This window comes from Cryptosporangium phraense, from assembly GCF_006912135.1.
GTDB lineage: Bacteria > Actinomycetota > Actinomycetes > Mycobacteriales > Cryptosporangiaceae > Cryptosporangium > Cryptosporangium phraense.
The window spans coordinates 1-22,702 of the sequence record NZ_VIRS01000023.1 but is presented as its reverse complement, the minus strand read 5'-3'; the positions used below and the strand labels follow the sequence as shown (position 1 = coordinate 22,702).

Sequence of the window (22,702 nt, the reverse complement as noted above, 5' to 3'; positions counted from 1 at the left end):
GCTCCGGGCAGTCGTACAGCCGGAGGTCCCCGATGCGTTACGCCCCCGTACCCCTCCCGGTCGAGCGGGCCGCGCGTCCGGATCCGGACGCGATCCTGGCCGGCATCGACCGCTGGACCGCGTCCGAGCCGCTCCATGATCTGGTCCGGGCCTTCGGCGGCTCCCTGCCGGACGGATCGCTGGACGAGCGTCTGACGTTCCTGGAGGCGTTCTCGCTGGAACGCTGGGACTCGCGGAAGGGCGGAGAGCGCTGGGAGGCCGTGCGGCCGGATTTCGCCCCGCACATCGACGAGGTGATCCGGGCGACGTCCACCGCGCTGGGGCTGTCGCTGCGCGCCGAACCGGCCCGCGGCGAGTACACCCACCTGCTGGTGCTCGGCGGGGGCGTGCGGACCTGCGTGATCCGGGCCGAGTTCGCAGCGCGGATCGTCGACGGGGGCGTCCGGGTTCGTGACGTCGCCGGGCTGGGCAGCTTCCGGCCGACCAGGGACGACGAGAAGGCCCAGGCCGCGCGGCTGGGTGGGTACCCGTGCCGGTCGGAGCACGCGGCGATGGATCTGGCGCTGCGTCTGGCGTTCGATCTGCCGCCGGGCAGCGGGGTGGACGAGGCCCACGGCGTCCCGTCCGATCCAGGGGACGAGGTGCCGATGGACGCCTGGCTGATCCGCCGGTACTCGTCGGGGGACGTCCCGGTCCAGGTGCTGGCGGCGCCGTCGTCGGAGCCGTCCGTCCGCCGGGCCAACACCGCCGACACGCTGACGTTCTGGGGCCGGCAGATCGTCGGGCTCTCGCCCGACGACAGTGTGCTGATCGCCACTTCGGACGTGCACGTCCCGTTCCAGCACGCCGACGCGGTCCGGACGCTCGGGCTGCGGTTCGGGTGTGGAGTGGACACGGTGGGCGTCGACACCGGGAAGGCGTCGATCGACTGGGTGGCGTACACGAACGACGAGAGCCAGATCCTGCAGGAGGTGCGGTCGGCGGTGCGGTCGATGGCGTTGCTGCGGGCGTCGCTGGTGACCAGTGCCTGATACGGCGTGGCGCCGGGGCTCGTGGGTACGTCGCGGCTAGAGTGTCGCGGTTGTCGATACTCGAGTTCCGGAGGACCGCATCGTGAAGCCCGACCGGCCGGCGCGTCGATGGCGCCTCCGCCGGGACGCGGCCACGACGTCGGCCCGGGCCGGTGGGCGACGGGCGATCCGCCGGGGTCGCCGGGGACTGCGTGCGGTGGCCCCCTACGCGTTGGTGGCGGGCGTCGTCGTCGTGGCGTCGGTGGCGGTCTGGGCGCTGCTCGGATCGGCGCTGCTCGGCGTCCGGACCGTCTCGGTGCGCGGAGAGCGGACCGTCACCGCGGAGCAGGTGGCCCGCGCGGCCGCGATCCCGGTCGGGACGCCGCTGGCGCGACTGGACACGGCGGCGGCCGCGGCGCGCGTCGGCGCGCTCCCCGCGGTGGCCTCGGTGCAGGTGCGGCGGGCCTGGCCGAACACGGTCGTGGTCTCGATCGCGGAGCGGTCGGCGGTCGCGGTGGCGGCCCGGGGGAAGCAGTTCGTGCTGCTCGACGCGAGCGGATTTCCGTTCCGGACGGTCAGCGCGCGCCCGGCCGGCCTGCCGCTGATCCAGGTGAAGAAGCCGTCGGCGGGCGATCCGGCCACCCGGGCCGCGCTGGCGGTCGCGACCGCGCTCACCAAGCCGCTGCGCGAGGTCGCGACCGCGGTGGTGGCGAACTCGCCGCAGCGGGTCGAGGTCCGTCTGGCCGACGACCGGGTGGTGTTCTGGGGGACCGCGGCCGACAGCCCTCGCAAAGCGACGATCGCCACCGCGCTGCTGGAGGAGTCGGGTAAGCGGATCGACGTCAGCGCGCCGGACGTCGTGACCGTCCGGTAAACCTCGAGCCCCGGGGTGGCGCGGTCGCAGGGGTTGCGAAAAGCTTGTCCGGTCCGGAGGTCGAGACTGGGGCAAACGCCGATCACTTTGGACATTTATCCCAGGTAGGGAACAATGTTGCATTGATGGTCGACTATGGGCGCCCGGCGTGATCCACGCGGGACACGCCCGCGTGGCTGCTTGAATCACTCCCGCATCGACGCCTACCGTCCGACTACATCAACACTTGACATAATAGTAACGCTCTACTAGAGGGTGAGAGTTCGGCCGCGTGAAGCTGGGTCGCCCTCACGGGACCATGCGCACTAGGAAGGCACACCGATGACACCTCCGCACAACTACCTGGCGGTCATCAAGGTCGTCGGCATCGGCGGCGGTGGCGTCAACGCCGTCAACCGGATGATCGAGGTGGGCCTCAAAGGGGTCGAATTCATCGCGATCAACACCGATGCGCAGGCGCTGCTGATGAGCGACGCCGACGTCAAACTGGACGTCGGCCGTGAGCTCACCCGCGGGCTGGGCGCCGGAGCCAATCCGGACGTCGGCCGCAAAGCCGCGGAAGACCACAAGGACGAGATCGAAGAAGTACTCAAGGGCGCCGACATGGTGTTCGTCACCGCCGGCGAGGGCGGTGGCACGGGCACCGGCGGCGCGCCGGTCGTCGCCAGCATCGCCCGCAAGCTCGGCGCGCTGACGATCGGCGTCGTGACGCGCCCGTTCGCGTTCGAGGGCCGCCGCCGCGCCGTACAGGCCGAGTCGGGCATAGACGATCTGCGCAACGAGTGCGACACGCTGATCGTCATCCCGAACGACCGGCTGCTCTCGCTGGGCGACCGCGACATCAGCATGATGGACGCGTTCAAGATGGCCGACCAGGTCCTGCTGCAGGGTGTTCAGGGCATCACCGACCTGATCACCACGCCGGGTCTGATCAACCTGGACTTCGCCGACGTGAAGTCGGTGATGAGCGGGGCCGGCTCGGCGTTGATGGGTATCGGCTCGGCGCGCGGCGAGAACCGGGCCGTCGAGGCGGCCGAGGCCGCGATCTCCAGCCCGCTGCTGGAGGCCAGCATGGAGGGTGCGCACGGCGTGCTGCTCTCGATCGCCGGTGGTTCCGACCTGGGGCTGTTCGAGATCAACGAGGCTGCCTCGCTGGTCGCGGACGCGGCCCACCAGGACGCGAACATCATCTTCGGAACCGTCATCGACGACGCGCTCGGCGACGAGGTCCGGGTCACGGTCATCGCGGCCGGGTTCGACAGCGGCGCGCCGGCCTACCGGGCGGCGACCAGCCGGGTGTCCTACGCGGAGCAGCACCAGCAGCGGTACTCCGACCAGTCGGGCTATGCGCCGCGTCAGCCGGCCAACCAGCCGGTGTCGGCGGCGCCCGCGCCGCAGCCGCCGGCTCCGCAGCCGCCGGCCCCGGCGCCCAAGCGTGTGATCTTCGACGACGTCGACGTCCCCGACTTCCTCAAGAACGGGGCGTGACGACGCCGGACGCCCGGCTCGCCGAACTCGAGGCAGGGCTGGCCGACGTGCGCGGACGGATCGCGTCGGCGTGTGCGGAGGCCGGGCGCGACCCGGCCGACGTCACGCTGATCGCGGTCACCAAGACGTGGCCGGCGTCGGATGTCGCGGCGCTGGCCTCGCTCGGGGTGTCCGACGTCGCCGAGAACAAAGACCAGGAAGCCCGGGCCAAGCACGCCGAACTGACCGATCTCGACGTGCGGTGGCACTTCGTCGGGCAGCTCCAGCGGAACAAGGCGAAGTCGGTCGTCCGGTACGCGGACGTCGTCCACAGCGTCGACCGTCCGGAGTTGGCGTCGGCGTTGGCTTCGGCGTCGGCCAAGTACCGCGAGGGGACGCTCGACGTCCTGCTCCAGGTCGACCTGGAGGAGGGTGCGTCCGAAGGACGCGGTGGGGTCGCTCCGTCCGGAGTGGCCGCACTGGCGGACGAGGTCTCCGCACACGAGGCGCTGCGGCTGTCCGGTCTGATGGCGGTCGCGCCGTTAGGCGGGAACCCCGACCGCGCCTTCGCCCGGCTGGCCGAATTCTCGGCCGACCTCGTCGCGACACACCCGGGCGCGACCTGGATATCGGCCGGAATGAGCGGGGACCTCGAGTCGGCTGTGCGACACGGAGCAACACATGTGCGTGTCGGATCGGCTTTGCTCGGGAAACGGGTGTCCCGACACGGTAGTGTGAGGCCTTGAAAATGCGGAATTACACGCGTGTCATTTAGGTTCGGTTCGACCGATCGTCGCTGACGAGGAGGAGGGGGCGCTCCATGGGTGCATGGCGGAAGGCAGGCGTCTGGCTCGGCCTCGTCGAGGACGACCCGCGCTACGAGGACGGCGCGTATGACGACGGACGCTATGAAGGTCGCCGCTTCGACGACGGCCGGTTCGGTGACCGTCGCTACGCCGACGACGATCTCGACACCTATGAGGACGAGTTCGAAGAGCCCGCAGCGCGTCCTGCTCGGCTGGAGCGCCCCGCGAGCCGCCCGGTTAGCCGGGTGCCCGCGACGCCGGCGCCGCCGACCCACGACAACCTGGCGCTCGCGCCGCAACTGTCACTTCACGAGAGGGCGGTGGTGAGTGACGTGAGCGCGCCTGACGAGACGTCGTACCGGATCACCACGCTTCACCCGACGAACTACAACGAAGCGCGGATGATCGGAGAGCAGTTCCGCAATCACATTCCGGTGATCCTCAACCTCACCGAAATGGACGAGGCGGATGCTAAGCGACTGGTTGACTTCGCGGCCGGACTTACTTTCGGCCTTCGCGGTAGCATCGAGCGCGTGACCAACCGGGTCTTCCTGCTCTCGCCGGCCAATGTCACCGTCACCGCGGAGGACAAGGCACGGATCGCCGAGGGCGGATTCTTCAACCAGAGCTAAGGACGTCGTACTCCGTGTTGCTCGTGTGGCAGCTCGCCTACCTGCTGCTGTATCTGTTCCTTTTGGTACTTCTCGGGCGACTTGTGGCGGAGTACGTGCTTGTATTCGCGCGGCGCTGGAGGCCGGGCCGCGCGGCGTCCGCCGCTCTCGAGGTCGTGTACAGCACCACAGATCCGCCGCTCAAAGCGTTGCGCCGGGTGATCCCCCCGCTGAGGATCGGGAGCGTTAGCCTCGACCTCGGTTTCCTGTTGCTGCTCATGATCGTCACCATCCTCATGAGCGTGGTCCGACGGCTGTCAGAGACGTCATACTGACCGCACGCCGTCCAGCCACCCCGACGTGTCCGGAGGAGTTTCGATGCCGCTGACCCCCGCCGACGTTCATAACGTCGTCTTCAAGAAACCGCCGATCGGTAAACGCGGTTACGACGAAGACGACGTCGACGCCTTCCTCGACGAGGTGGAGCGGGAGCTCGCTCGGCTGATCGAGGAGAACAACGACCTGAAGGCTCAGGTCGAGCGTGGCCGCACCGGTGGTCCGGCGGCGGCGCCTGCCGCGGCGCCCGGGGCCGACCCGGACGTGCGCCGGCTGCACGCCGAGAACGGCGAGCTCAAGCAGCAGGTCGACCGTCTCCGTCAGGAGACCCAGCAGGCCAAGCAGGCCGCTGCGGCCGCTCAGCAGCAGGCGCAGAGCGCCGCGGCCCAGAGCCAGGCCACCTCGTCGGCGCTGCCCGCCGTTCCCGGCGGCGACGACCAGGGTGAGAAGGCCCTGCGGGTGCTCATGCTCGCGCAGCGCACGGCCGACGACCACGTGGCGGACGCCCGCCGCGAGGCCGACAAGCTTCTGTCCGAGGCCCGGGCCAACGCCGAGGAGCTCACCCGCGACGCGCGGGCGAAGGCCGAGGCGCTGGAGCGGGACGCTCGGCAGCGTCACCAGGAGGCAATGGGCGGCCTCGAGGCGAAGCGCACCGCACTGCAGAAGCACATCGAGCAGCTCAAGGCGTTCGAGCGCGAGTACCGCACCCGGCTCAAGGCGTACCTGGAGAGCCAGCTGCGTGACCTCGAGGCCCGGGGCCAGGCGACCGAGGCGGAGATCAACCGTGAAGGCGTCGGTACGTCCAGTCTGTCCGGTGCGTTCGGCGGTCCGCACGCCGGGTTGCCCCGGTCCGGAGACGTCGCCGACACCCACGGTCGCTGACCTGGGCCGCGTCATGGGCCGAGGTTTCGCTGCGCCGTGATCGTCGTCAGCCTTCTCTTCGTGTGCGCGTCTGCCGTGCTTCTGGGTGCGGGAGTCGTGCAGACGAATGACGGCTTCGTTCTGGGGTCCATCGCTACCTGCCTGGTCGCGGGCGTGTTCCTGGCGTTCGGCATCCGCCGGCAACGCGCCCGCGCCGCCTCGGCCGCTAGCGGTGAGACCGTCGAACCGGAGCCGTCGGAGCAGCCTGCGCTGTTACGCGTGAAGGCGGAGCGGCTCATGGCCGTCGGGGAGTCCGCGGAGCAGGCTCCGCGTCCCGACGATCAGCCGTATCGGCGGGACGCGGAGTATCGGGACGCCGAGTATCGGGCGCCGGAGTATCGGCAGGAGCCGTTCCGGCCGGCGGGTTCGCCGGTCTCGGCGGCGGGGTCGCGGCCGAGTTCGGGTGCCTCTCGCCGGGATTCCGGTCGGCCGGAGGGCGGTCGGCCGGACGGCGCTCGGACCGAGTACGAGGCTCGTCCCGGCGGAGATTTCGGTCGTTCGGGTTCGGCGCAGCCGGACTTCGGGCGGCCGGGGTACGGGCAGCCTGGATATGGGCAGCCGGGAACCGGGCAGCCCGGGTACGGGCAGCCTGGGTACGGGCAGCCTGGGGTGCGGCCGGCGGCTGCGCAGGACGGTCCTGGACGGTCGTCGGGATCGTCAGGGTCGTCGGGGCCGTTGGGATCGACAGGGCCGGCGGGGCCGTCGGGGCCGTCGGGGCCGTCGGGGACCTCGCATCGGCCGGCGAGTGGCCAACCTTCTTCTGCTCCACCCTCAGCGCAGCCGGCGGGCGCGCGACCGGGTGCGGCGCGCCCGGCGGCTGCTCAAGCCAGTCCCGGCCGTCCGCCCGGGACGTCTTCCGGTCCGCCGCGTCCGTCCGCCCAGCCGGGCGGGGTCCGCCCGGAGCCGGGAGGGATTCGCGCGGAGCCGGGCGGGGTTCGCGCGGAGCCGGGCGGGGTTCGCCCGACTTCGGGCGAGCCATGGGGAGCGCCGGGCCGTTCCCAGCCCGCCCAGGCGGCTCAGTTCCAGGCCGGGGGGCAGTATCCGTCGTCGCAGCGTCCGCCGCAGCAGCGGCCGGCCGAGGGATACGCGGCCGCTCGGCCCGCCGATCCGCGCTACGGCCAGTCCCCGGACCCGCGCCGTCCGGACGCGGATTCGCGCCGGGCCGAGGCGGATTCGCGCCGTCCGGACGCGGACCCGCGCCGGGCCGAGGCGGATTCGCGCCGGGCCGAGTTCGCCGGGCGCGCCGAAGGGGCGCGGGTCGAGTCCGCTGGTCGCTCGGGGAGTCCGGAGCACGGCGAGTACGCCGGTCGGTCCGAGAACGCTTCGCGCGGCGAGCACGCGAGTCGGTCGGAGGGCACATCTCGCGCGGAGCAGGCCTCTCGCGCGGAGCAGGCTGCGCGCGCGGAGCAGGCTCAGGCCGGCCGGGCCGAGTACGGGGGCCGGTCGGAGAGCGCGGGGCGCGCTGAACAGGCCGGCCGGGCCGAGTACGGGGGCCGGTCGGAGAGCGCGGGCCGCGCTGAGCAGGCCGGCCGGGCCGAGTACGCCGATCGCCCGAGCTACGGCGACTCGCAGTCCGACCGTTCCGCCTACGGTGACGCACAGTCCGATCGTTCCGCCTACGGCCGGCCGGAGTCCGGTCGGCCGGAGGGAGCGCGCGCCGGCGGCCGCCCTGACGGTGGCCGGTCCGGCGGCGCCCGAGCGGGCGGGCGGGAATACGACAACGATTGGCCGGAGGGCATCCGCAGCGAATCTGTCCGGGGTCCGGCCGACCGTCCAACCGGCAGCCGTACCACCGGGGACCGTCCCGGGATGGGGCGTACCGACACGGATCGGCCCGGGAGCGGTCGTACCACCGGGGACCGTCCCGGTGGCGGGCGTACCGACGGGGACCGGCTCGGGAGCGGTCGCCCCGGCACACGCGCGGACGGGAGCCGGTTCGAGACCGGCCGGCCGGATCCGAGCCGCCAGACACCCCGCCAGCGGCCGGGCGACGACCCCCGCCGAGTGCAGTCGGAGCCGATGGACCCGGATCTCGCCGACGCCGAGACCGTCATCGTCACCGACGCGGACATCATCGCCGAGGTCGTGAACCCGACGTCGGCGAACTCGACCTCCACGAACGTCTCGGACGCCGACGACCCGGTGATCGACGCCGAGTCCTCGGACATGACGATCCGACTCGACGGCGCGCCCGTTCTGGTCGTGAGCTCGACCCGCGTCGAGGATCCCCCGGACACCGACCCGCCGACCCCCTCCGACCGCGAGCACGGTCGCGGTGAGTCCGGTCGCGGTGAGTCCGGTCGTGGCGAGTCCGGTCGTGGTGAAGCCGGCCGTGGTGGGTCCGGTCGTGGTGACCGCAGTGTCGGAGAGCCGCGCCGACCCGCCGACTCGCCCTGGTCGACCGATCAGTCCCGCCCTACGGGCGCCCGATCCTCGGACACGCGCCCCTCGGACGCTTGGTCGTCCGACGAACAGGCTTCCAGCGGCCGGGCTTCCAGCGGCCGGGCGTCCGGCGGCCGGGCGTCCGGCGGTCGGGCGGACGAGCAGCGTGGGGCCGAGTCGGGCTGGTTCGCCGAGCAGCGCCCGGCCGAGCCCCGCGGTGAGGCCTTCAGTGCAGACTCCGAGCCGGTCACCGAGCCGATCTCTCTGGCCGACCGCCGCGCCCAGAAGGCCGCCGGCCAGCCGGATCAGCCTTCCCGCCCCACTGCCAACCCGCGAGACACCGCCCCACCCCGCGAGGCCACCTCGCCTCGAGAGGCCGCCCCTCCACGAGAGGCCGCCCCTCCACGCGAAGCCACCTCACCACGCGAAGCCACCCCACCGCGTGAATCCACGCCGTCGCGTGAGACCACGCCTCCGCGCGAGTCGACCCCATCGCGCGAGTCCGCGCCGTCGCGCGAGTCCGCGCCATCGCGCCAGGCCGCGCCTCCTCGCGAGTCCGCGCCTCCGCGTGAGGCCTCGCCTCCGCGTGAGGCCGCGTCTCCTCGCGAGGCAGCGCCTTCGCAAGAGGCCGCCCCGCTCAGGGGAACCACCTCGTCACCAGCCGGCCACACCGGCCCCCTGCCCTCGCCCACCGGCGACGACACCGACCCGGAACCCGCCCCCGAGCTCCTCCTCTCCTCCGAGAAGAAGAAGCTCGCCACCGCGGACGAAGACGTCCTCGTCGTCGACGGACGCCCCCGCTACCACCTCGACGGCTGCCCCCAGCTCGACGGCCGAACCGCCGTCCCGATCCCGGCCGCCCGCGCCATCGACCTCGGGTTCACTCCGTGTAGCCGATGCGCCGCCGCTACCCGGCTCCTCGTCGCGCTGCGTCGGTGACCGATAGTCACGAATTCGTCGTCCCGGTTCGCGTCAAACCCGGAGCTTCGCGGCCCCGCGTCGGCGGGTCACACGACGGGCCGTACGGGACGGCGCTGATCGTCGCGGTCTCCGCCCGCGCCGTGGACGGCCGGGCCACCCAGGCGGCCCTGGACGCCGTCGCCGCGGCCTTCGGCGTCCGCCCGTCCGGCATCACGCTCCGGGCCGGCCGGACGAGCCGCGACAAACTCGTCGCGCTCACCGTCCCGCCCCCGGACGCCACCGATCGGCTCAGAGCCCTCCTGAGGTTTGAGGACGTTCGTCGGAACGGTATGTGAGAGAAGACTCACAGTGCGCGCAGGCTCTGGCAACGCTCGGCTGCGGCCAACACGACCGTGTACGGCGTCAGCATTGGTGCGCGTCGCATTGTCGGGGCGGCATCGGCCACCTATCCTGAGCGCTCTGACCAAACGCCGGGCTCAGCCCGGCGATACGGGGCGGAGGTGGCCGCGATGGCTGAACGGGCGAAGGCCACGAAAGAAACCCCTCGCCGGGCGACGGCGAAGACCGGGGTTCGCCGATCGACGCGAACGGCGGCCAACGGGGCAACGGCGACGAGCACCGCGCAGCAGGCGCAGACGCGCACCAAAGCGCCGATCGCCGACGATCGGCACGAGGAGCTGCGCAGCGTCCTCGAGGCGCGCCTGCACGAGCTCAGCACCGAGTACGACGAAGCCGTCGTCTCGCTGACCGAACTGCAGCGCAGCCGGGTGTCCGACGGAGCGGGTGACGACCAGGCCGACACCGGGACGAAGACGTTCGAGCGGGAGCAGGAGCTCGCGCTGGTGCACGGCCTGCGGGAGCGGGTGCAGCAGGTCGAGCACGCGCTCGCCCGGCTGGCCGAGGGGCAGTACGGCTCGTGCGAGCGGTGCGGTAACCCCATTCCGACCGCGCGGCTCGAGGCATTCCCTAGTGTGACCCTGTGCGTGAGTTGCAAGCAGATCGAGGAACGCCGCTGAGCCGGGCCACGGACAGCGACCCATCGGACGCCCCGGCGGCGAGCGAGGCCGTCCCGGCCCCGCCCGCCCCCGGCTCCCCGGAGCGCGCCTCCGGCTCCCCGGAGCCCGCCGGCACCTCGGACAACCCCGCCGGCCCTCCCGAGAGCACCGCCGGCGAGGCCCCCCCGGGGAGCGGCGCGGACCGCGACGACCCCCCACCCACCCCCCGGCCCCGAACCCGCCGAGGCCGCTGGGTCTTCGCCGTCGTCGCCGTCCTGGCCCTGGCCGCCGACATCCTCAGCAAGCTGGCCGTGGTCAGCAAGCTCGAGGACACCGACCACCCCCCGATCACCGTCGTCCCGAACGTCCTCTACTTCGTCCACACCCGGAACACCGGCGCCGCGTTCTCCCTCGGCGAGAGCTACACCTACGTGCTCACCGCGGTCGCGATCGGCGTGATCGTCGTGATCCTGCGGTACGCGCGCCGGCTCGCCTCGACCGGCTGGGCGATCGCGCTCGGCCTCGTGCTCGGCGGGGCCTGCGGAAACGTCATCGACCGGCTGTTCCGCGAAGGCGGCGGCGTCGTCGACTTCCTGGCCATCGTCGACCCCTACGACCCGCCGTGGCCGATCTTCAACCTGGCCGACTCGGCGCTCTGCGTCGGCGTCGCGATCCTGGTCTTCCTCGAGCTCACCGGGCGCCGGATCGACGGCTCGAGGGTGCGCAAGTCCGACAGTGCAAAATTGAAGGATGACTGAGCATCGTTCCCTCCCCGTCCCCGACGGGTTGGAAGGCATGCGGCTGGACGCCGCGCTGGCCCGGTTGTTCGGTCTGTCCCGCACCGCGGCCGCGGGCGTCATCGAGGCCGGTGACGCCTCGCTCGACGGCACCCCGGCCGGCAAGTCCGACCGGGTCTCGGCCGGGTCCTGGCTGGACGTGACCCTCCCGGCGCCCCCGGCTCCGCCGTCGGCCAACCCGGAACCCGTCCCCGGCCTGCGGGTCGTGTACGCCGACGACGACATCGTCGTCGTCGACAAGCCGGTCGGGGTGGCCGCGCACCCGAGCCCGGGCTGGACCGGCCCGACCGTCGTCGGGGGCGTGGCCGCGATGGGCTACCGGATCTCGACGTCCGGCGCGGCCGAGCGCCAGGGCGTCGTGCACCGCCTGGACGCCGGTACGACCGGGCTGATGGTGCTGGCCACCAGCGAGCGGGCCTACACGCTGCTCAAACGCGCGTTCAAGGAGCGCGAGGTCAGCAAGGTCTACCACGCGCTGGTCCAGGGCCACCCCGACCCGAGCCGCGGCACGATCGACGCGCCGATCGACCGGCACCCCTCGTCCGACTGGCGGTTCGCGGTGGTGGCCGGCGGCAAGCCGAGCGTGACGCACTACGACACGCTGGAGGCGTTCCGGGCCGCGTCGCTGCTCGAGGTGACGCTGGAGACCGGCCGCACGCACCAGATCCGGGTGCACTTCTCCGCGCTGCGCCACCCCTGCGTCGGCGACCTCACCTACGGCGCGGATCCGACGCTCGCGGCCCGCCTCGGCCTCACCCGGCAGTGGCTGCACGCGATGCGGCTGGGGTTCGAGCACCCGGCCACCGGCGAGTGGGTCGAGTTCACCAGCGAGTACCCGGCCGACCTGCAGACCGCGTTGGACCGCGTCCGCGCCGAGTCGTGAAGGTCCTGCGAAGGCTGGCCCTGGGCGCGCGCCGGTTGTCGCGGTCCTGGACCGCGATGGTCACGCTCCTGCTCGTCGTCGGCCTCGTCGTCGTCGCCTACCGGGCCGGGACCCGGTCGGCCCCGGTCGACGACACGGTCTCGAACGTCCCCCGCGTCGGTCCGGCCGACGGTCAACCGGTGGACGCCTACCGAGCCGCCGCTTCGCACGAGCTGGACGGGTCCCGGAACCAGCCCACCTGGGCACTGGTCTCGCTCACCGGGTACCAGCGCCCGGCCGCCCTGGCCTCCCTACTGACCGGCGTCGACGTGAGCCGGGTCGTCGCCCGGGTGCCGCTGCCGGACGTCCAGACGCAGTTGGTCACGCTCGTCGTCGACCGGCTGACGGTGGACGTCCCGACCGGGATGCGTCGCACCGCGACCGCGAAGGAGAGGGCCGCGACGACGGCGGCGAGCTCGGCGGCGTCGGCCGGGACGAGCGAGTTGAAGCAGGTGTACGCGCAGGAGGCGGCCGTGCAACGGCGGGAAGCGGCGGCCTACCGGAGCCTGTGCGCGTGCGTCTACGGGGCGGTCGTGCGGGGGACGCCCGCGCAGCTGCGGACGCTCGCGCAGCGGCCGGGGATCCGGGTCGTGGACCCGGCGCCCGAGGTCACCCGGCTGGATCGGGCGACCTTCGTGCCGCTGCTGCCGGAGCAATCCGGAACTGTCGGTCCGCCGTCCGATACTGCTGCCGGTCCGAGCGCGACGCCGTCTCGGTCCGCGGTCGGTCACAACTGATTCGAAGCGCTGTTCGATACGTACGAAGGATCGTGGCAATGCACATGAAGACTCGCTCGGGCTCACTCTGGGTCACGGTCGCGACCCCGGCCGAGATGCCAGCGGTGTTCGCGCTCCGTCACGACGTGTTCGTCGTCGGGCAGAACGTGCCCGTCGAGATCGAGCGCGACGAGTTCGACGACGTGGCCGTGCACGTCTGCGCGTGGGAGTCCGACCCCGAGGCCTCGGTGGGCGTGCCACCGCGGCTCGCGGGCACCGGCCGGCTGCTCGGCGAGCCACCGGCGCCGGGCCGGGTCGGGCGGATGGCGGTCCGCGCCGAGCTGCGGGGCAGCGGCGTGGGCCGGGCCGTGCTGCGGGGGCTCGAGCGGGCCGCGATCCGGCGCGGCAACCCGGCGATCGAGCTGCACGCCCAGGTGCACGCGCGCGAGTTCTACGCCAAGGCCGGCTACACCCCGGTGGGCAGCGAGTTCGAGGAGGCCGGCATCCGGCACGTCGAGATGCGGAAGGAGCTGCCGGTGATCCGCCCGGTGGCCGATTCCGACTCCGAGGCGCTGATCGAGCTGATCGGCACGACGTGGGCCGAGTACCCGGGCTGCGTGCTCGACGTCGACGGCGAGGAGCCGTGGCTGCGGGCCCCGGCCACGTACTACGCCACCCACGGCGGCCGCCTGTGGGTCGCCGAGCTCGGCGGCACGGTCGTCGGCTCGGTCGGCATCCGGCCGGGGCCGGATCCCGACACCGCGGAGCTCAAGTCCCTGTACGTGAGCGCGTCGGCGCGGCGGCACGGCCTGGGTGAGGTGCTCACGTCGCTGGTCGAAGACGAGGCGGTCCGGCTGGGCGTCCGGCAGCTCGAGCTGTGGAGCGACACCCGTTTCCTCGACGCCCACCGGTTCTACGCGCGGCTCGGCTACGAGCAGCTCCCCGGGTCCCGTGAGCTGCACGACCTCTCGGAAACCGTCGAGTACCCGTTCGCCAAGTCGTTTCCGTACGCCGAGTACGCGGCCGATCTGGTCGGATGACCGACCAGTTCGTCACCGGCGAGCACAACGAGGCGGAAGGTACGTAGGCTGACTCCAGCGGCGTCGAGCTCGGGGAGGTGGCGGTGGGGCCCACTGAGCCCGCCGACCGCGGTGAAGCGGTTCGACGCTGGCGTGCGTTACTCGGCCGGAACCGCAGTCGGCCGCGCCCGGCCGGGGTGTCCCGGCCGCTCGCGCCCCCTCTGGCGCCTCCTCCGGTGGTTCCGCCGCAGCGCACCGGCTATGAGATCCCCGACTATCCGCCGCCCCCGCTGGTCGGCACCGTGCCCGTGCAGCAGGCGATCGAGGTCATCCGGGGCGACGTCGGGCGCCCGAAGGCGGTCGCGTTCGTCAACCCGAAGGGCGGCGTCCACAAGACCACCGCCACCGTGCTGGCCGCTGCGACGCTCGGCAGCGTGCGCGGCGGCGGCGTGCTGGCCTGGGACGACAACGAGCTGCGGGGCACGCTCGGGTTACGCGCGGGCACGGCCCGGCACGCCCGCACGATCAAGCACCTGATCCACGACCTCACCGACGTCGAGACCGCGATCAACCAGGGCCACGGCATCGCCGAGGTGCTCGAGAACTACCTGCGGCACTCGAACGACGGCTCGTTCGACGTGCTGGCCGGCGACGAAGACCCCCGGGTCGCCCGCGCGCTCGACCCCGACACGGTCCGTCGCCTGATGACGCTGCTCACCAGGGCGTACGACATCGTCTGCGTCGACACCGGCAACAACGTCGAGAGCCCGAACTGGAAGACGGTCATCGAGCAGACCGACCGCATGGTGATCACGACGCTTCCGCGGGAGGATTCGGCGTTCACCGCCGACTGGATGCTCGACCTGCTCGAAGAAGACGGGTACGCCGACCTGGTCGCCGACGGCGTGACGATCCTGTCGTGCCCCAGCCCGATCCCGTCGCCGCTGCTCGACGAGCTGGTCGACCACTTCTCCCACCGCACCCGGGCGGTCGCGGTGATCCCCTACGACCCGGCGCTGGAGTCCGGGTCCACGATCTCGTTCTCGGGCATCGCCGAACAGACCCGGCGGGCCTGGCTGGACGCGTCGGCGGCTCTCGTCCAGGGGTGGGGCCGGTGAGCACTATGGTTGAGCGGTGCGCCATGAATCGCCGGGTCCGGACGGCGTGACGACGCCGCGACCGGCGGCCGGGCTCAGCCATTCCACCGAACTCGTGCCGGTGCGCAGGCGTCACGCCGGTGAGGAGCCGGAAGATCCGCCCGGGCTGTCGCCGGCCGCGCTGATGACCGGGATCCGGGCCTCGACGGCCTGGCGGGACGTGATCGCGGCCGTCGTGCTGGCGCTGGTGGTGGCCGCGTCCGGGGCGATCAACGGCGTCCTCTGGGGGACGATCGGCCCGCACGTGCCGGTGCTGATGACGGCCAACGGGCCGATCCTGGCCGAGTACTACGGCGAGTCCTCGTTCGGCGCCCAGGCGACGTACGGCGGGCTGGCGCTCGCGGCCGGGCTGCTGCTCGGGCCGATCGCGTACCTGGCCCGCCGCTGGCGCGGGCCGATCGTGCTGGTGGGGCTGGCCGCCGGGTGCCTGGCCGCGGGGTTCGTCAGCTGGAAGCTCGGGACGTGGTGGGGCCGCGACGAGTACGACTCGCTGCTCCAGCACGCGGCGCCCGGGCGCCAGTTCCCGATGCCGGTCGAGCTGAACGCCAAGGGCCTGCTGTTCCTCGAGCCGCTGATGGCCGTGCTGGGGTACGTCGTCGTGGCCGCGTGGAGCCGGTATCCCGACCTGAAGGTCGACCCGGGCCTGAACCGCGAGCACGGCCGCCACTGGGGAGACCGACCGCCGGACCAGTGACGGTCAGGTGGGGGACCGGCTCAGGTGGGGGATCGGCTCAGTTGGGGGATTGGTCGACCCGCAGCTCGGCCAGCGGCACCGGCACCGCGTGCAGCCGGGAGAGCATCGTCGCCTCGCGCTTGAGCAGCCGCAGCTGACGCCGCAGCCGGCTCACCGGGTCGTCGATCGCCAGCAGGCTCTGCTGGTCGTCGAGCGTGAGCGGCGCGGCCGACCCGACCAGGTACGAGAGCATCGCCGGGTCGTTCGGCAGCGGCAGCGCGGGCAGCGCCGGCCGCTCCGACGAGTCCTCACCGGCCCGCAGCGTCGCGTGCAGTAGCGTCCGGCACCGGGCGAACACCTCCCGGACGCCGCCCGCCAGCACCTCGGCCTCCTCGCCGGCCCGGGCGTCGAGCTCGGGCTCGGGCCGGCGTTCGACCCGTCCCCGCAGGTAGGGCTCACCGGGCAGCACCTCGATCAGCCGGAACCGGTCGCGCCCGACCGAGACGACGTCGAGCCGCCCGTCCCGGTACGGGTGCACCTGACGCAGCTCGGCGGTGCACCCCACGTCGTACAGCGCGGTCACCGCGTCCTCGCCGACCTCCCAGCCCTGCCGGATCGCGAGCACGCCGAACTGACGGGCGTCGGGCTCCGCGGCCATCAGGTCACGGATCAGCGCGCGGTAGCGCGGCTCGAAGATATGGAGCGGCAGCACCACTCCCGGAAACAGGACGGTGCCGAGTGGAAAGAGCGGAATGATCTCGGCCACGTCGTTCAGGGTAGGAGTGGAGTCGCAACGCTGCGCGCTGAACGCCGTCGCTGCGTCGGTTGCCACACCAACCGGCGGGCCTACCCGCACGTGAGCGCGGTAACCACGGCACTAAACCTGTCGGCCCGCTCCGTAGACTCTTAGCCGTGCTGACCCGAATCGACCTCCGCAGCTCGGCCTATTCAGCTGCTGACCTCCGGGGCGTGCTGCCCCGGGCCGCCCTCGACGTCGACGCTGCCGTGGCGCAGGTCCGTCCGGTGGTGGAGGCGGTTCATTCCGAGGGGCTGTCGGCGGTGCTCGCGGCCACGGCCCGGTTCGACGGCGTCGAGGCGACCGGCATCCGGGTCCCCGCCGACGCGATCGCGTCCGCGCTCGACGGGCTCGACCCGAACGTGCGGGCCGCGCTGAGCGAATCGATCCGCCGGGCCCGCCTGGTCCACGACGACCAGCGGCGCACCGACGTCACGACCCGGGTCGTCCCCGGTGGCACGGTCACCGAGCGGTTCGTCCCGGTCGGCCGGGTCGGGCTGTACGTGCCCGGTGGGCTGGCCGTCTACCCGTCGAGCGTCGTGATGAACGTCGTCCCGGCCCAGGCCGCGGGCGTCTCGTCGCTCGCGGTCGCGTCGCCGCCGCAGAAGGAGTTCGGCGGCCTGCCGCACCCGACGATCCTGGCCGCGTGCGCGCTGCTCGGCGTCGACGAGGTGTACGCGGTCGGCGGCGCCCAGGCGGTCGCGGTGTTCGCGTACGGCCTGTCCGACGCCGGGCACGAGGTCGAGCCGGTCGATCTGGTCACCGGCCCCGGCAACATCTGGGTCACCGCGGCCAAGCGGCTGCTGCGTGGGGTCATCGGCATCGACTCGGAGGCCGGCACCACCGAGATCGCGGTGCTGGCCGACGACACCGCCGACCCGGTGCACGTCGCCGCCGACCTGATCAGCCAGGCCGAGCACGACCCGGCCGCGGCTTCGGTGCTCGTCACCGCGTCCGAAGAACTGGCCGAGGCGGTCGACGCCGAGGTCGTCCGGCAGGTGGCGGTCACCAAGCACGTCGAGCGGGTGCAGGCCGCGCTCTCCGGCCCGCAGTCGGGCATCGTCCTGGTCGACGACCTGGACGCCGGCCTCCGGGTCGTGGACGCGTACGCGGCCGAGCACCTGGAGATCCAGACCGCGGACGCGTCCGCCGTGGCGACCCGGGTGCGCAACGCGGGGGCGATCTTCGTCGGGGCCTGGTCGCCGGTCTCGCTCGGCGACTACTGCGCCGGCTCGAACCACGTGCTGCCGACCGGCGGCTGCGCCCGGCACTCGTCCGGGCTGTCGGTGCAGACGTTCCTGCGCGGGGTCCACGTCATCGAGTACAGCGAAGAGGCGCTGCGCGAGGTCGCGCCGTTCGTCGCGACGCTGGCCGACGCCGAAGACCTGCCCGCGCACGGCGCCGCGGTGAGGGCACGGTTCCGGTGAACCTCGACGACCTGCCGATCCGCGACGAACTCCGGGGCAGCACGCCGTACGGTGCTCCGCAGCTCGACGTCCCGGTGGCGCTGAACACGAACGAGAACTCCTATCCGGTGCCCGAGGCGGTCGTCGAGGCGATCGTCGCGGCGGTCCGCGAGGAGGCCTCCGGCCTCAACCGGTACCCCGACCGGGAGGCGACCGCGCTCCGCGCCGACCTCGCCCGCTACCTCGGGCACGACCTCACGGTCGCCAACGTCTGGGCCGCGAACGGCTCGAACGAGGTCCTGCAGGAGCTCCTGCAGGCGTTCGGCGGCCCCGGCCGCACCGCGCTCGGCTTCACGCCCGCGTACTCCATGCACCCGATCCTGTCGCGCGGCACCGGTACCGACTGGATCGACGGCCGTCGCAACGACGACTTCTCGGTCGACGCCGAGAGCGCGGCCGCCGACGTCCGCAAGCACGATCCCGACGTCGTGTTCCTCTGCTCGCCGAACAACCCGACCGGCACCGCGCTGGGTCTGGACGTCGTCGAGGCGGTGCTGGCCGAGTCGCGCGGGATGGTCATCGTCGACGAGGCCTACGCGGAGTTCCGGCGGCCCGGCACGCCGAGCGCGATCTCCCGGCTCGGGCTCAGCCCGCGGCTGGTCGTCACCCGGACGATGAGCAAGGCGTTCGCGCTGGCCGGGGCCCGGCTCGGGTACCTGGCCGCCGACCCGGCGGTGGTCGACGCGATCCAGCTGGTGCGGCTGCCGTACCACCTGTCGTCGATCACCCAGGCCGCCGCGCGGGCCGCTCTGGCCCACACGGACGCGCTGCTCGCGACCGTCGAGGCGATCAAGGAGCAGCGCGACCGCATCGTTTCGTCGTTGCGGACGCGGGGGCTCGAGGTCGTGCCGAGCGACGCCAACTTCGTGCTGTTCGGCGGGCTGGGCGACCAGAGGGCGGTCTGGCAGCGGATGCTGACCCAGGGCGTGCTCATTCGCGACGTCGGCCTGCCGGGCTACCTGCGGGTCACCGCGGGCACTCCGGCCGAGACGGACGCGTTCCTCGAGGCATTGGACTTCTCGTTGAAAGGGCAAGCATGAGCCGCACCGGCCGGATCGAACGGGTCACCGGCGAGTCGAAGGTGCTCGTCGAGATCGACCTCGACGGGTCGGGAAAGTGCGACATCTCCACCGGTGTCGGCTTCTACGACCACATGCTCAACCAGCTCGGGAAGCACGGCGGGTTCGACCTGACCGTGCAGACCGTCGGTGACCTGCACATCGACGCCCACCACACGGTGGAAGACACCGCGATCGCACTCGGCCAGGCGTTCAACCAGGCGCTGGGCGACAAGGCCGGCATCCGCCGCTTCGGCGACGCGCTGGTGCCGCTCGACGAAGCGCTGGTGCAGGTCGCGGTCGACCTGGCCGGGCGTCCGTACCTGGTGCACGAGGAGCCGTCGGTGATGGAGGTCGCGCGGATCGGGCCCGACTTCCCGGGCACCCTCGTGCGCCACATCTGGGAGGCGTTCACCCACAACGCGTCGATCGCGCTGCACGTGCTCGTCCGGTCCGGACGCGACCCGCACCACATCGCCGAGTCGCAGTTCAAGGCCGTGGCCCGGGCGCTGCGCGACGCGACCGCGTTCGACCCGCGGGTCACCGGCATCCCCTCCACCAAGGGGCGGTTGTCCGGATGAGCCCGAGCGTGGTCGTCCTCGACTACGGGTCGGGGAATCTGCGGTCGGCCGAGCGGGCGCTCGTGCGGGCGGGCGCCTCGGTGACCGTGACGCCGGATCTGTCGCTGGCCGCCTCGGCCGACGGGCTGGTCGTGCCGGGCGTCGGCGCGTACGCGGCCTGCATGGCCGGCATCGAGAAGCTCGGTGCGGCCGAGGTCGTGCACGAGCGGGTGGCGGACTCGCGGCCGGTGCTCGGGATCTGCGTCGGCATGCAGGTGCTGTTCGAGTTCGGCGTCGAGCACGGGGTGCGGACGCACGGGCTCGGGGTGTTCCCGGGCGGGGTGACGCGGCTGACCGCCGAGCGGATCCCGCACATGGGGTGGAACACGGTCTCGGCCGGGGCGGGGTCGTCGCTGTTCCGAGGGGTCGAGGACGAGCGGTTCTACTTCGTCCACTCCTATGCGGCGGCGGCGACCGGCATCGACGGCGTGCTGACGACGTCGGAGCACGACGAGCCGTTCTTGGCCGCGATCGAGCGTGGCGCGGTGGCGGCGACGCAGTTCCACCCGGAGAAGTCCGGCGACGCCGGGGCGGCGGTCCTGGCGAACTGGGTGCGGGGACTGTCGTGAGGTCGCCGGAACCTAGGGCGTCCGATGACTAAGGGTGCCCGGGCCCGGGCGCGGGCCGTTCGGGAGGCCGAGGCGGAGCGGGCCCGGCGGCGGGCCTCGCGGCGCGCCCGCCGGCGGGCGATCCTCACCGCGCCCTGGCACGCGATCCGCGCGCTGACCCCGGGCGGTGCCGCCCGGCGGGGTCGGCGCACCGGGCGGATGCGGTCGCCCCGCGACCGGGCGCAGGTGTCGGCGATCGTGATGGGGCTGCTCGTCGCGATCGTCGTCGTGTTCCTCACGATCGACTCGTGGGCCCTCCGGATCGGCGCGGTCGTCCTCGCGTTACTGCTCGCGCCCGTCCTGCTCGCCCTGACCCGTACCGATTACTCCCGGAGAGTTCAATGACAAGGCTCGAGCTGCTTCCCGCGGTCGACGTCGCCGACGGCCAGGCGGTCCGGCTGGTCCAGGGCGAGGCGGGCAGCGAGACCTCCTACGGCGACCCGCTGGAGGCCGCCCTCACCTGGCAGCGCGACGGCGCCGAGTGGATCCACCTGGTCGACCTCGACGCCGCCTTCGGCCGGGGCTCGAACGCGGCCCAGCTCGCCCAGGTCGTGGGCGCTCTCGACGTCCAGGTCGAGCTGTCCGGCGGCATCCGCGACGATGCGTCCTTGCGCGCCGCGCTCGCGACCGGCTGCCGTCGCGTGAACATCGGCACCGCCGCCCTGGAGGACCCGGAGTGGTGCGCCAAGGCCATCGCCGAGTACGGCGACCGGATCGCGGTCGGCCTCGACGTCCGCGGGACGACGCTGGCGGCCCGCGGCTGGACCCGCGAAGGTGGTGAGCTGTTCGAGGTGCTCGCGCGGCTCGACTCCGAGGGCTGCGCCCGGTACGTCGTCACCGACGTGCGCCGCGACGGCACGCTGACCGGCCCGAACGTCGAGCTGCTGAAGTCGGTGTGCGCGGCCACCGACCGCCCGGTGATCGCGTCCGGAGGAGTGTCCACGCTGGACGACCTGCGCGAGCTCGCGACGCTGGTTCCGCAGGGTGTCGAGGGCGCGATCGTCGGCAAGGCGCTGTATGCCGGGGCGTTCACGCTGCCCGAGGCGCTGGCGGCGGTGTCGTCGTGACGGTGGCCGTCCGGGTCATCCCGTGTCTCGACGTCGACAACGGCCGGGTCGTCAAGGGCGTCAACTTCACCCGCCTGCGCGACGCCGGTGACCCGGTCGAGCTCGCCCGCGCCTACGACGCGGCCGGCGCCGACGAGCTCACGTTCCTCGACATCACCGCGTCCTCGTCCGGCCGCGAGACCACGTTCGACGTCGTCCGACGCACCGCCGAGACCGTGTTCATCCCGCTCACCGTCGGCGGCGGCGTCCGCACGACGGCCGACGTCGACGCTCTGCTTCGCGCCGGGGCCGACAAGGTCGGCATCAACACGGCCGCCATCGCCCGGCCCGAGCTCCTGCGCGAGGCCGCCGAGCGCTTCGGTTCCCAGTGCGTGGTGCTCTCGGTGGACGCCCGCCGAGTGGTCGATGGCCCGCCCACCCCGAGCGGCTTCGAGGTGACGACCCACGGCGGCCGCCGGGGCACCGGCATCGACGCGGTCGAGTGGGCCGAGCGGGGCCAGGAGTACGGGGTCGGCGAGATCCTGCTCAACTCGATGGACGGCGACGGCACGAAGGACGGCTACGATCTCCCGCTGATCACCGCGGTCCGCAAGGTCGTCGACGTCCCGGTGATCGCGAGCGGTGGGGCCGGGGCTCTGTCGCACTTCCCGCCTGCGATCGAAGCGGGCGCGGATGCGGTGCTCGCGGCCAGCGTCTTCCATTTCGGAGAGCTCACGATCGGAGAGGTCAAGGAAACTCTGAGGGCGACGGGTAGCCCGATCCGCTGACCATCGGGTTGGCCGCCGACCCGCTTCGTGCCGTTCGGGCGTGTAGCGGCGCGTATCGGGCCATCTTCGGGCGTAGCGGCGCCCGCGCGGCGCTCCGTTTGTGCGCATGGCGGCGCGCGCGTCGCGCCGTTTTCGCGCCTGGCGGCGCCCGTCGCCCCGCGCGTATCCCGCTGCCTCGCGTATCGCGTCGCCTCGCGTATCGCGCTGCCTCGCGTATCGCGCTGCCTCGCGTATCGCGCTGCCTCGCGTATCGCGCGGCCTGCGCGACCGCGTAGGTGCGTGCGATCGCGATGACGGGTTGGTTCGCGCTGATGAGGCGCTTCGGCAGGCCCTGCCCTGCCTAGCCCTGCCCGAGTGCATTCGACCGACCGATGCGCTACTGGTGGAGGGCGCGTACCGGCCTGAGCGTGCCGACCCGGCCCAATGCGCCTCGAGACCTGCACGGGCCCGCCTGCCTTGAGCGCGCCTGCCCGGCCGGACGCGTCCCGAGCGAGCGCGTTCGGGCCTACCGGGTCTGGCAACAGGCCATCACCGGCTTGCACGTGCCCACCTGGCCCGAGCCAGTTCATCGGCCCGCCCTCCAAGGGGGCTCGGTCGGTCAAGCCACGAGGGGTATGGGTGCGCAGCTCGCCGCGAACGCGCCCACCGTTCGTCCAAGCGCCCCCGAGCGGCCCGCGCGTCCGAGCGGCCCGCGCCGAGCGGCTCGCGCGCCG

The 22,702-nt window shown here is 72.7% G+C and carries 24 protein-coding genes; 23 read left to right on the top strand and 1 reads right to left on the bottom strand.

Going from position 1 to position 22,702, the window contains the following annotated elements; translation table 11 throughout:
* The first annotated feature begins 32 nt into the window (after positions 1-32).
* The 16 genes from FL583_RS28050 (at position 33) to FL583_RS27975 (ending at position 15,628) form a co-directional block, all read left to right on the top strand.
* Positions 33-1,031, top strand: a complete 999-nt coding sequence (locus tag FL583_RS28050) for a hypothetical protein (RefSeq protein ID WP_142707850.1) — start codon at positions 33-35, stop codon at positions 1,029-1,031.
* A gap of 82 nt (positions 1,032-1,113) precedes the next feature.
* Complete coding sequence (locus FL583_RS28045; RefSeq protein WP_142707849.1) at positions 1,114-1,884, top strand: cell division protein FtsQ/DivIB; 771 nt, start codon at positions 1,114-1,116, stop codon at positions 1,882-1,884.
* Between the two features lie 321 nt (positions 1,885-2,205).
* The gene (gene ftsZ, locus FL583_RS28040) at positions 2,206-3,372 is read left to right on the top strand and encodes a cell division protein FtsZ (RefSeq protein ID WP_142707848.1); all 1,167 of its coding nucleotides are present in this window, start codon (positions 2,206-2,208) and stop codon (positions 3,370-3,372) included.
* The gene (locus FL583_RS28035) at positions 3,369-4,097 is read left to right on the top strand and encodes a YggS family pyridoxal phosphate-dependent enzyme (RefSeq protein WP_142707847.1); all 729 of its coding nucleotides are present in this window, start codon (positions 3,369-3,371) and stop codon (positions 4,095-4,097) included. Before ftsZ ends, FL583_RS28035 begins: the two co-directional genes overlap by 4 nt.
* Before the next feature lie 74 nt (positions 4,098-4,171).
* Positions 4,172-4,789: a cell division protein SepF gene (locus tag FL583_RS28030; RefSeq protein ID WP_142707846.1), complete on the top strand. Its 618-nt coding sequence runs from the start codon at positions 4,172-4,174 to the stop codon at positions 4,787-4,789.
* A gap of 14 nt (positions 4,790-4,803) precedes the next feature.
* The gene (locus FL583_RS28025; RefSeq protein WP_073250795.1) at positions 4,804-5,103 is read left to right on the top strand and encodes a YggT family protein; all 300 of its coding nucleotides are present in this window, start codon (positions 4,804-4,806) and stop codon (positions 5,101-5,103) included.
* 43 nt (positions 5,104-5,146) lie between these two features.
* Complete coding sequence (locus FL583_RS28020; RefSeq protein ID WP_142707844.1) at positions 5,147-5,986, top strand: DivIVA domain-containing protein; 840 nt, start codon at positions 5,147-5,149, stop codon at positions 5,984-5,986.
* Between the two features lie 2,058 nt (positions 5,987-8,044).
* Positions 8,045-9,346 (top strand): hypothetical protein, encoded by a 1,302-nt coding sequence (locus FL583_RS28015; protein WP_142707843.1) that lies wholly within the window; start codon positions 8,045-8,047, stop codon positions 9,344-9,346.
* Positions 9,343-9,663 (top strand): DUF167 domain-containing protein, encoded by a 321-nt coding sequence (locus FL583_RS28010; RefSeq protein WP_205752517.1) that lies wholly within the window; start codon positions 9,343-9,345, stop codon positions 9,661-9,663. The genes FL583_RS28015 and FL583_RS28010 overlap by 4 nt, the downstream gene beginning before the upstream one ends.
* A 174-nt stretch (positions 9,664-9,837) precedes the next feature.
* A complete protein-coding gene (locus tag FL583_RS28005; protein ID WP_142707841.1) occupies positions 9,838-10,344 on the top strand; it encodes a TraR/DksA family transcriptional regulator in 507 nt (168 codons plus the stop codon).
* Positions 10,308-11,081, top strand: a complete 774-nt coding sequence (gene lspA, locus FL583_RS28000) for a signal peptidase II (protein ID WP_205752516.1) — start codon at positions 10,308-10,310, stop codon at positions 11,079-11,081. The genes FL583_RS28005 and lspA overlap by 37 nt, the downstream gene beginning before the upstream one ends.
* Complete coding sequence (locus FL583_RS27995; RefSeq protein ID WP_142707840.1) at positions 11,074-12,003, top strand: RluA family pseudouridine synthase; 930 nt, start codon at positions 11,074-11,076, stop codon at positions 12,001-12,003. The genes lspA and FL583_RS27995 overlap by 8 nt, the downstream gene beginning before the upstream one ends.
* A complete protein-coding gene (locus FL583_RS27990; RefSeq protein WP_142707839.1) occupies positions 12,000-12,779 on the top strand; it encodes a hypothetical protein in 780 nt (259 codons plus the stop codon). The genes FL583_RS27995 and FL583_RS27990 overlap by 4 nt, the downstream gene beginning before the upstream one ends.
* Positions 12,780-12,823: 44 nt before the next feature.
* Positions 12,824-13,798 carry a GNAT family N-acetyltransferase gene (locus FL583_RS27985; protein ID WP_142707838.1) on the top strand — a complete coding sequence of 325 codons (975 nt, stop codon included), beginning with the start codon at positions 12,824-12,826 and terminating at the stop codon, positions 13,796-13,798.
* Positions 13,799-14,013: 215 nt separating this feature from the next.
* Positions 14,014-14,895 (top strand): MinD/ParA family ATP-binding protein, encoded by an 882-nt coding sequence (locus tag FL583_RS27980; protein WP_205752515.1) that lies wholly within the window; start codon positions 14,014-14,016, stop codon positions 14,893-14,895.
* 16 nt (positions 14,896-14,911) lie between these two features.
* Positions 14,912-15,628: a DUF2567 domain-containing protein gene (locus tag FL583_RS27975; protein WP_142707837.1), complete on the top strand. Its 717-nt coding sequence runs from the start codon at positions 14,912-14,914 to the stop codon at positions 15,626-15,628.
* A 37-nt stretch (positions 15,629-15,665) separates the two neighbouring features.
* Here FL583_RS27975 and FL583_RS27970 read toward each other — a convergent pair whose 3' ends face one another.
* On the bottom strand, positions 15,666-16,373 hold the full coding sequence (locus tag FL583_RS27970) for an LON peptidase substrate-binding domain-containing protein (protein ID WP_142707836.1): 708 nt from the start codon (positions 16,371-16,373) through the stop codon (positions 15,666-15,668).
* 146 nt (positions 16,374-16,519) lie between these two features.
* Between FL583_RS27970 and hisD the strand changes: the two genes are divergently transcribed.
* From hisD to hisF, 7 genes are read left to right on the top strand one after another with little or no spacing between them, the layout of a single operon-like run.
* The gene (hisD, locus tag FL583_RS27965; protein WP_142707835.1) at positions 16,520-17,830 is read left to right on the top strand and encodes a histidinol dehydrogenase; all 1,311 of its coding nucleotides are present in this window, start codon (positions 16,520-16,522) and stop codon (positions 17,828-17,830) included.
* Positions 17,827-18,909 carry a histidinol-phosphate transaminase gene (locus FL583_RS27960; RefSeq protein ID WP_142707834.1) on the top strand — a complete coding sequence of 361 codons (1,083 nt, stop codon included), beginning with the start codon at positions 17,827-17,829 and terminating at the stop codon, positions 18,907-18,909. Before hisD ends, FL583_RS27960 begins: the two co-directional genes overlap by 4 nt.
* Positions 18,906-19,508 carry an imidazoleglycerol-phosphate dehydratase HisB gene (gene hisB / locus FL583_RS27955; protein WP_142707833.1) on the top strand — a complete coding sequence of 201 codons (603 nt, stop codon included), beginning with the start codon at positions 18,906-18,908 and terminating at the stop codon, positions 19,506-19,508. The genes FL583_RS27960 and hisB overlap by 4 nt, the downstream gene beginning before the upstream one ends.
* Positions 19,505-20,116 carry an imidazole glycerol phosphate synthase subunit HisH gene (gene hisH, locus FL583_RS27950; protein WP_142707832.1) on the top strand — a complete coding sequence of 204 codons (612 nt, stop codon included), beginning with the start codon at positions 19,505-19,507 and terminating at the stop codon, positions 20,114-20,116. The genes hisB and hisH overlap by 4 nt, the downstream gene beginning before the upstream one ends.
* 24 nt (positions 20,117-20,140) lie before the next feature.
* Entirely contained in the window at positions 20,141-20,500 is a 360-nt protein-coding gene (locus FL583_RS27945) for a hypothetical protein (protein ID WP_142707831.1), read from the top strand.
* The gene (gene priA, locus FL583_RS27940; protein WP_142707830.1) at positions 20,497-21,222 is read left to right on the top strand and encodes a bifunctional 1-(5-phosphoribosyl)-5-((5-phosphoribosylamino)methylideneamino)imidazole-4-carboxamide isomerase/phosphoribosylanthranilate isomerase PriA; all 726 of its coding nucleotides are present in this window, start codon (positions 20,497-20,499) and stop codon (positions 21,220-21,222) included. Before FL583_RS27945 ends, priA begins: the two co-directional genes overlap by 4 nt.
* Positions 21,219-21,989 (top strand): imidazole glycerol phosphate synthase subunit HisF, encoded by a 771-nt coding sequence (hisF, locus tag FL583_RS27935; RefSeq protein WP_142707829.1) that lies wholly within the window; start codon positions 21,219-21,221, stop codon positions 21,987-21,989. The genes priA and hisF overlap by 4 nt, the downstream gene beginning before the upstream one ends.
* Positions 21,990-22,702: the final 713 nt, after the last annotated feature.

Coding starts and splice junctions, on each gene's coding strand:
- FL583_RS27995 (WP_142707840.1), top strand. CDS start 11,074: ATGACTGAGCATCGTTCCCTCCCCGTCCCCGACGGGTTGGAAGGCATG.
- FL583_RS28020 (WP_142707844.1), top strand. CDS start 5,147: ATGCCGCTGACCCCCGCCGACGTTCATAACGTCGTCTTCAAGAAACCG.
- FL583_RS28030 (WP_142707846.1), top strand. CDS start 4,172: ATGGGTGCATGGCGGAAGGCAGGCGTCTGGCTCGGCCTCGTCGAGGAC.
- hisB (WP_142707833.1), top strand. CDS start 18,906: ATGAGCCGCACCGGCCGGATCGAACGGGTCACCGGCGAGTCGAAGGTG.
- FL583_RS28015 (WP_142707843.1), top strand. CDS start 8,045: ATGGACCCGGATCTCGCCGACGCCGAGACCGTCATCGTCACCGACGCG.
- FL583_RS27945 (WP_142707831.1), top strand. CDS start 20,141: ATGACTAAGGGTGCCCGGGCCCGGGCGCGGGCCGTTCGGGAGGCCGAG.
- priA (WP_142707830.1), top strand. CDS start 20,497: ATGACAAGGCTCGAGCTGCTTCCCGCGGTCGACGTCGCCGACGGCCAG.
- ftsZ (WP_142707848.1), top strand. CDS start 2,206: ATGACACCTCCGCACAACTACCTGGCGGTCATCAAGGTCGTCGGCATC.
- FL583_RS27985 (WP_142707838.1), top strand. CDS start 12,824: ATGAAGACTCGCTCGGGCTCACTCTGGGTCACGGTCGCGACCCCGGCC.
- hisH (WP_142707832.1), top strand. CDS start 19,505: ATGAGCCCGAGCGTGGTCGTCCTCGACTACGGGTCGGGGAATCTGCGG.
- FL583_RS28005 (WP_142707841.1), top strand. CDS start 9,838: ATGGCTGAACGGGCGAAGGCCACGAAAGAAACCCCTCGCCGGGCGACG.
- FL583_RS28050 (WP_142707850.1), top strand. CDS start 33: ATGCGTTACGCCCCCGTACCCCTCCCGGTCGAGCGGGCCGCGCGTCCG.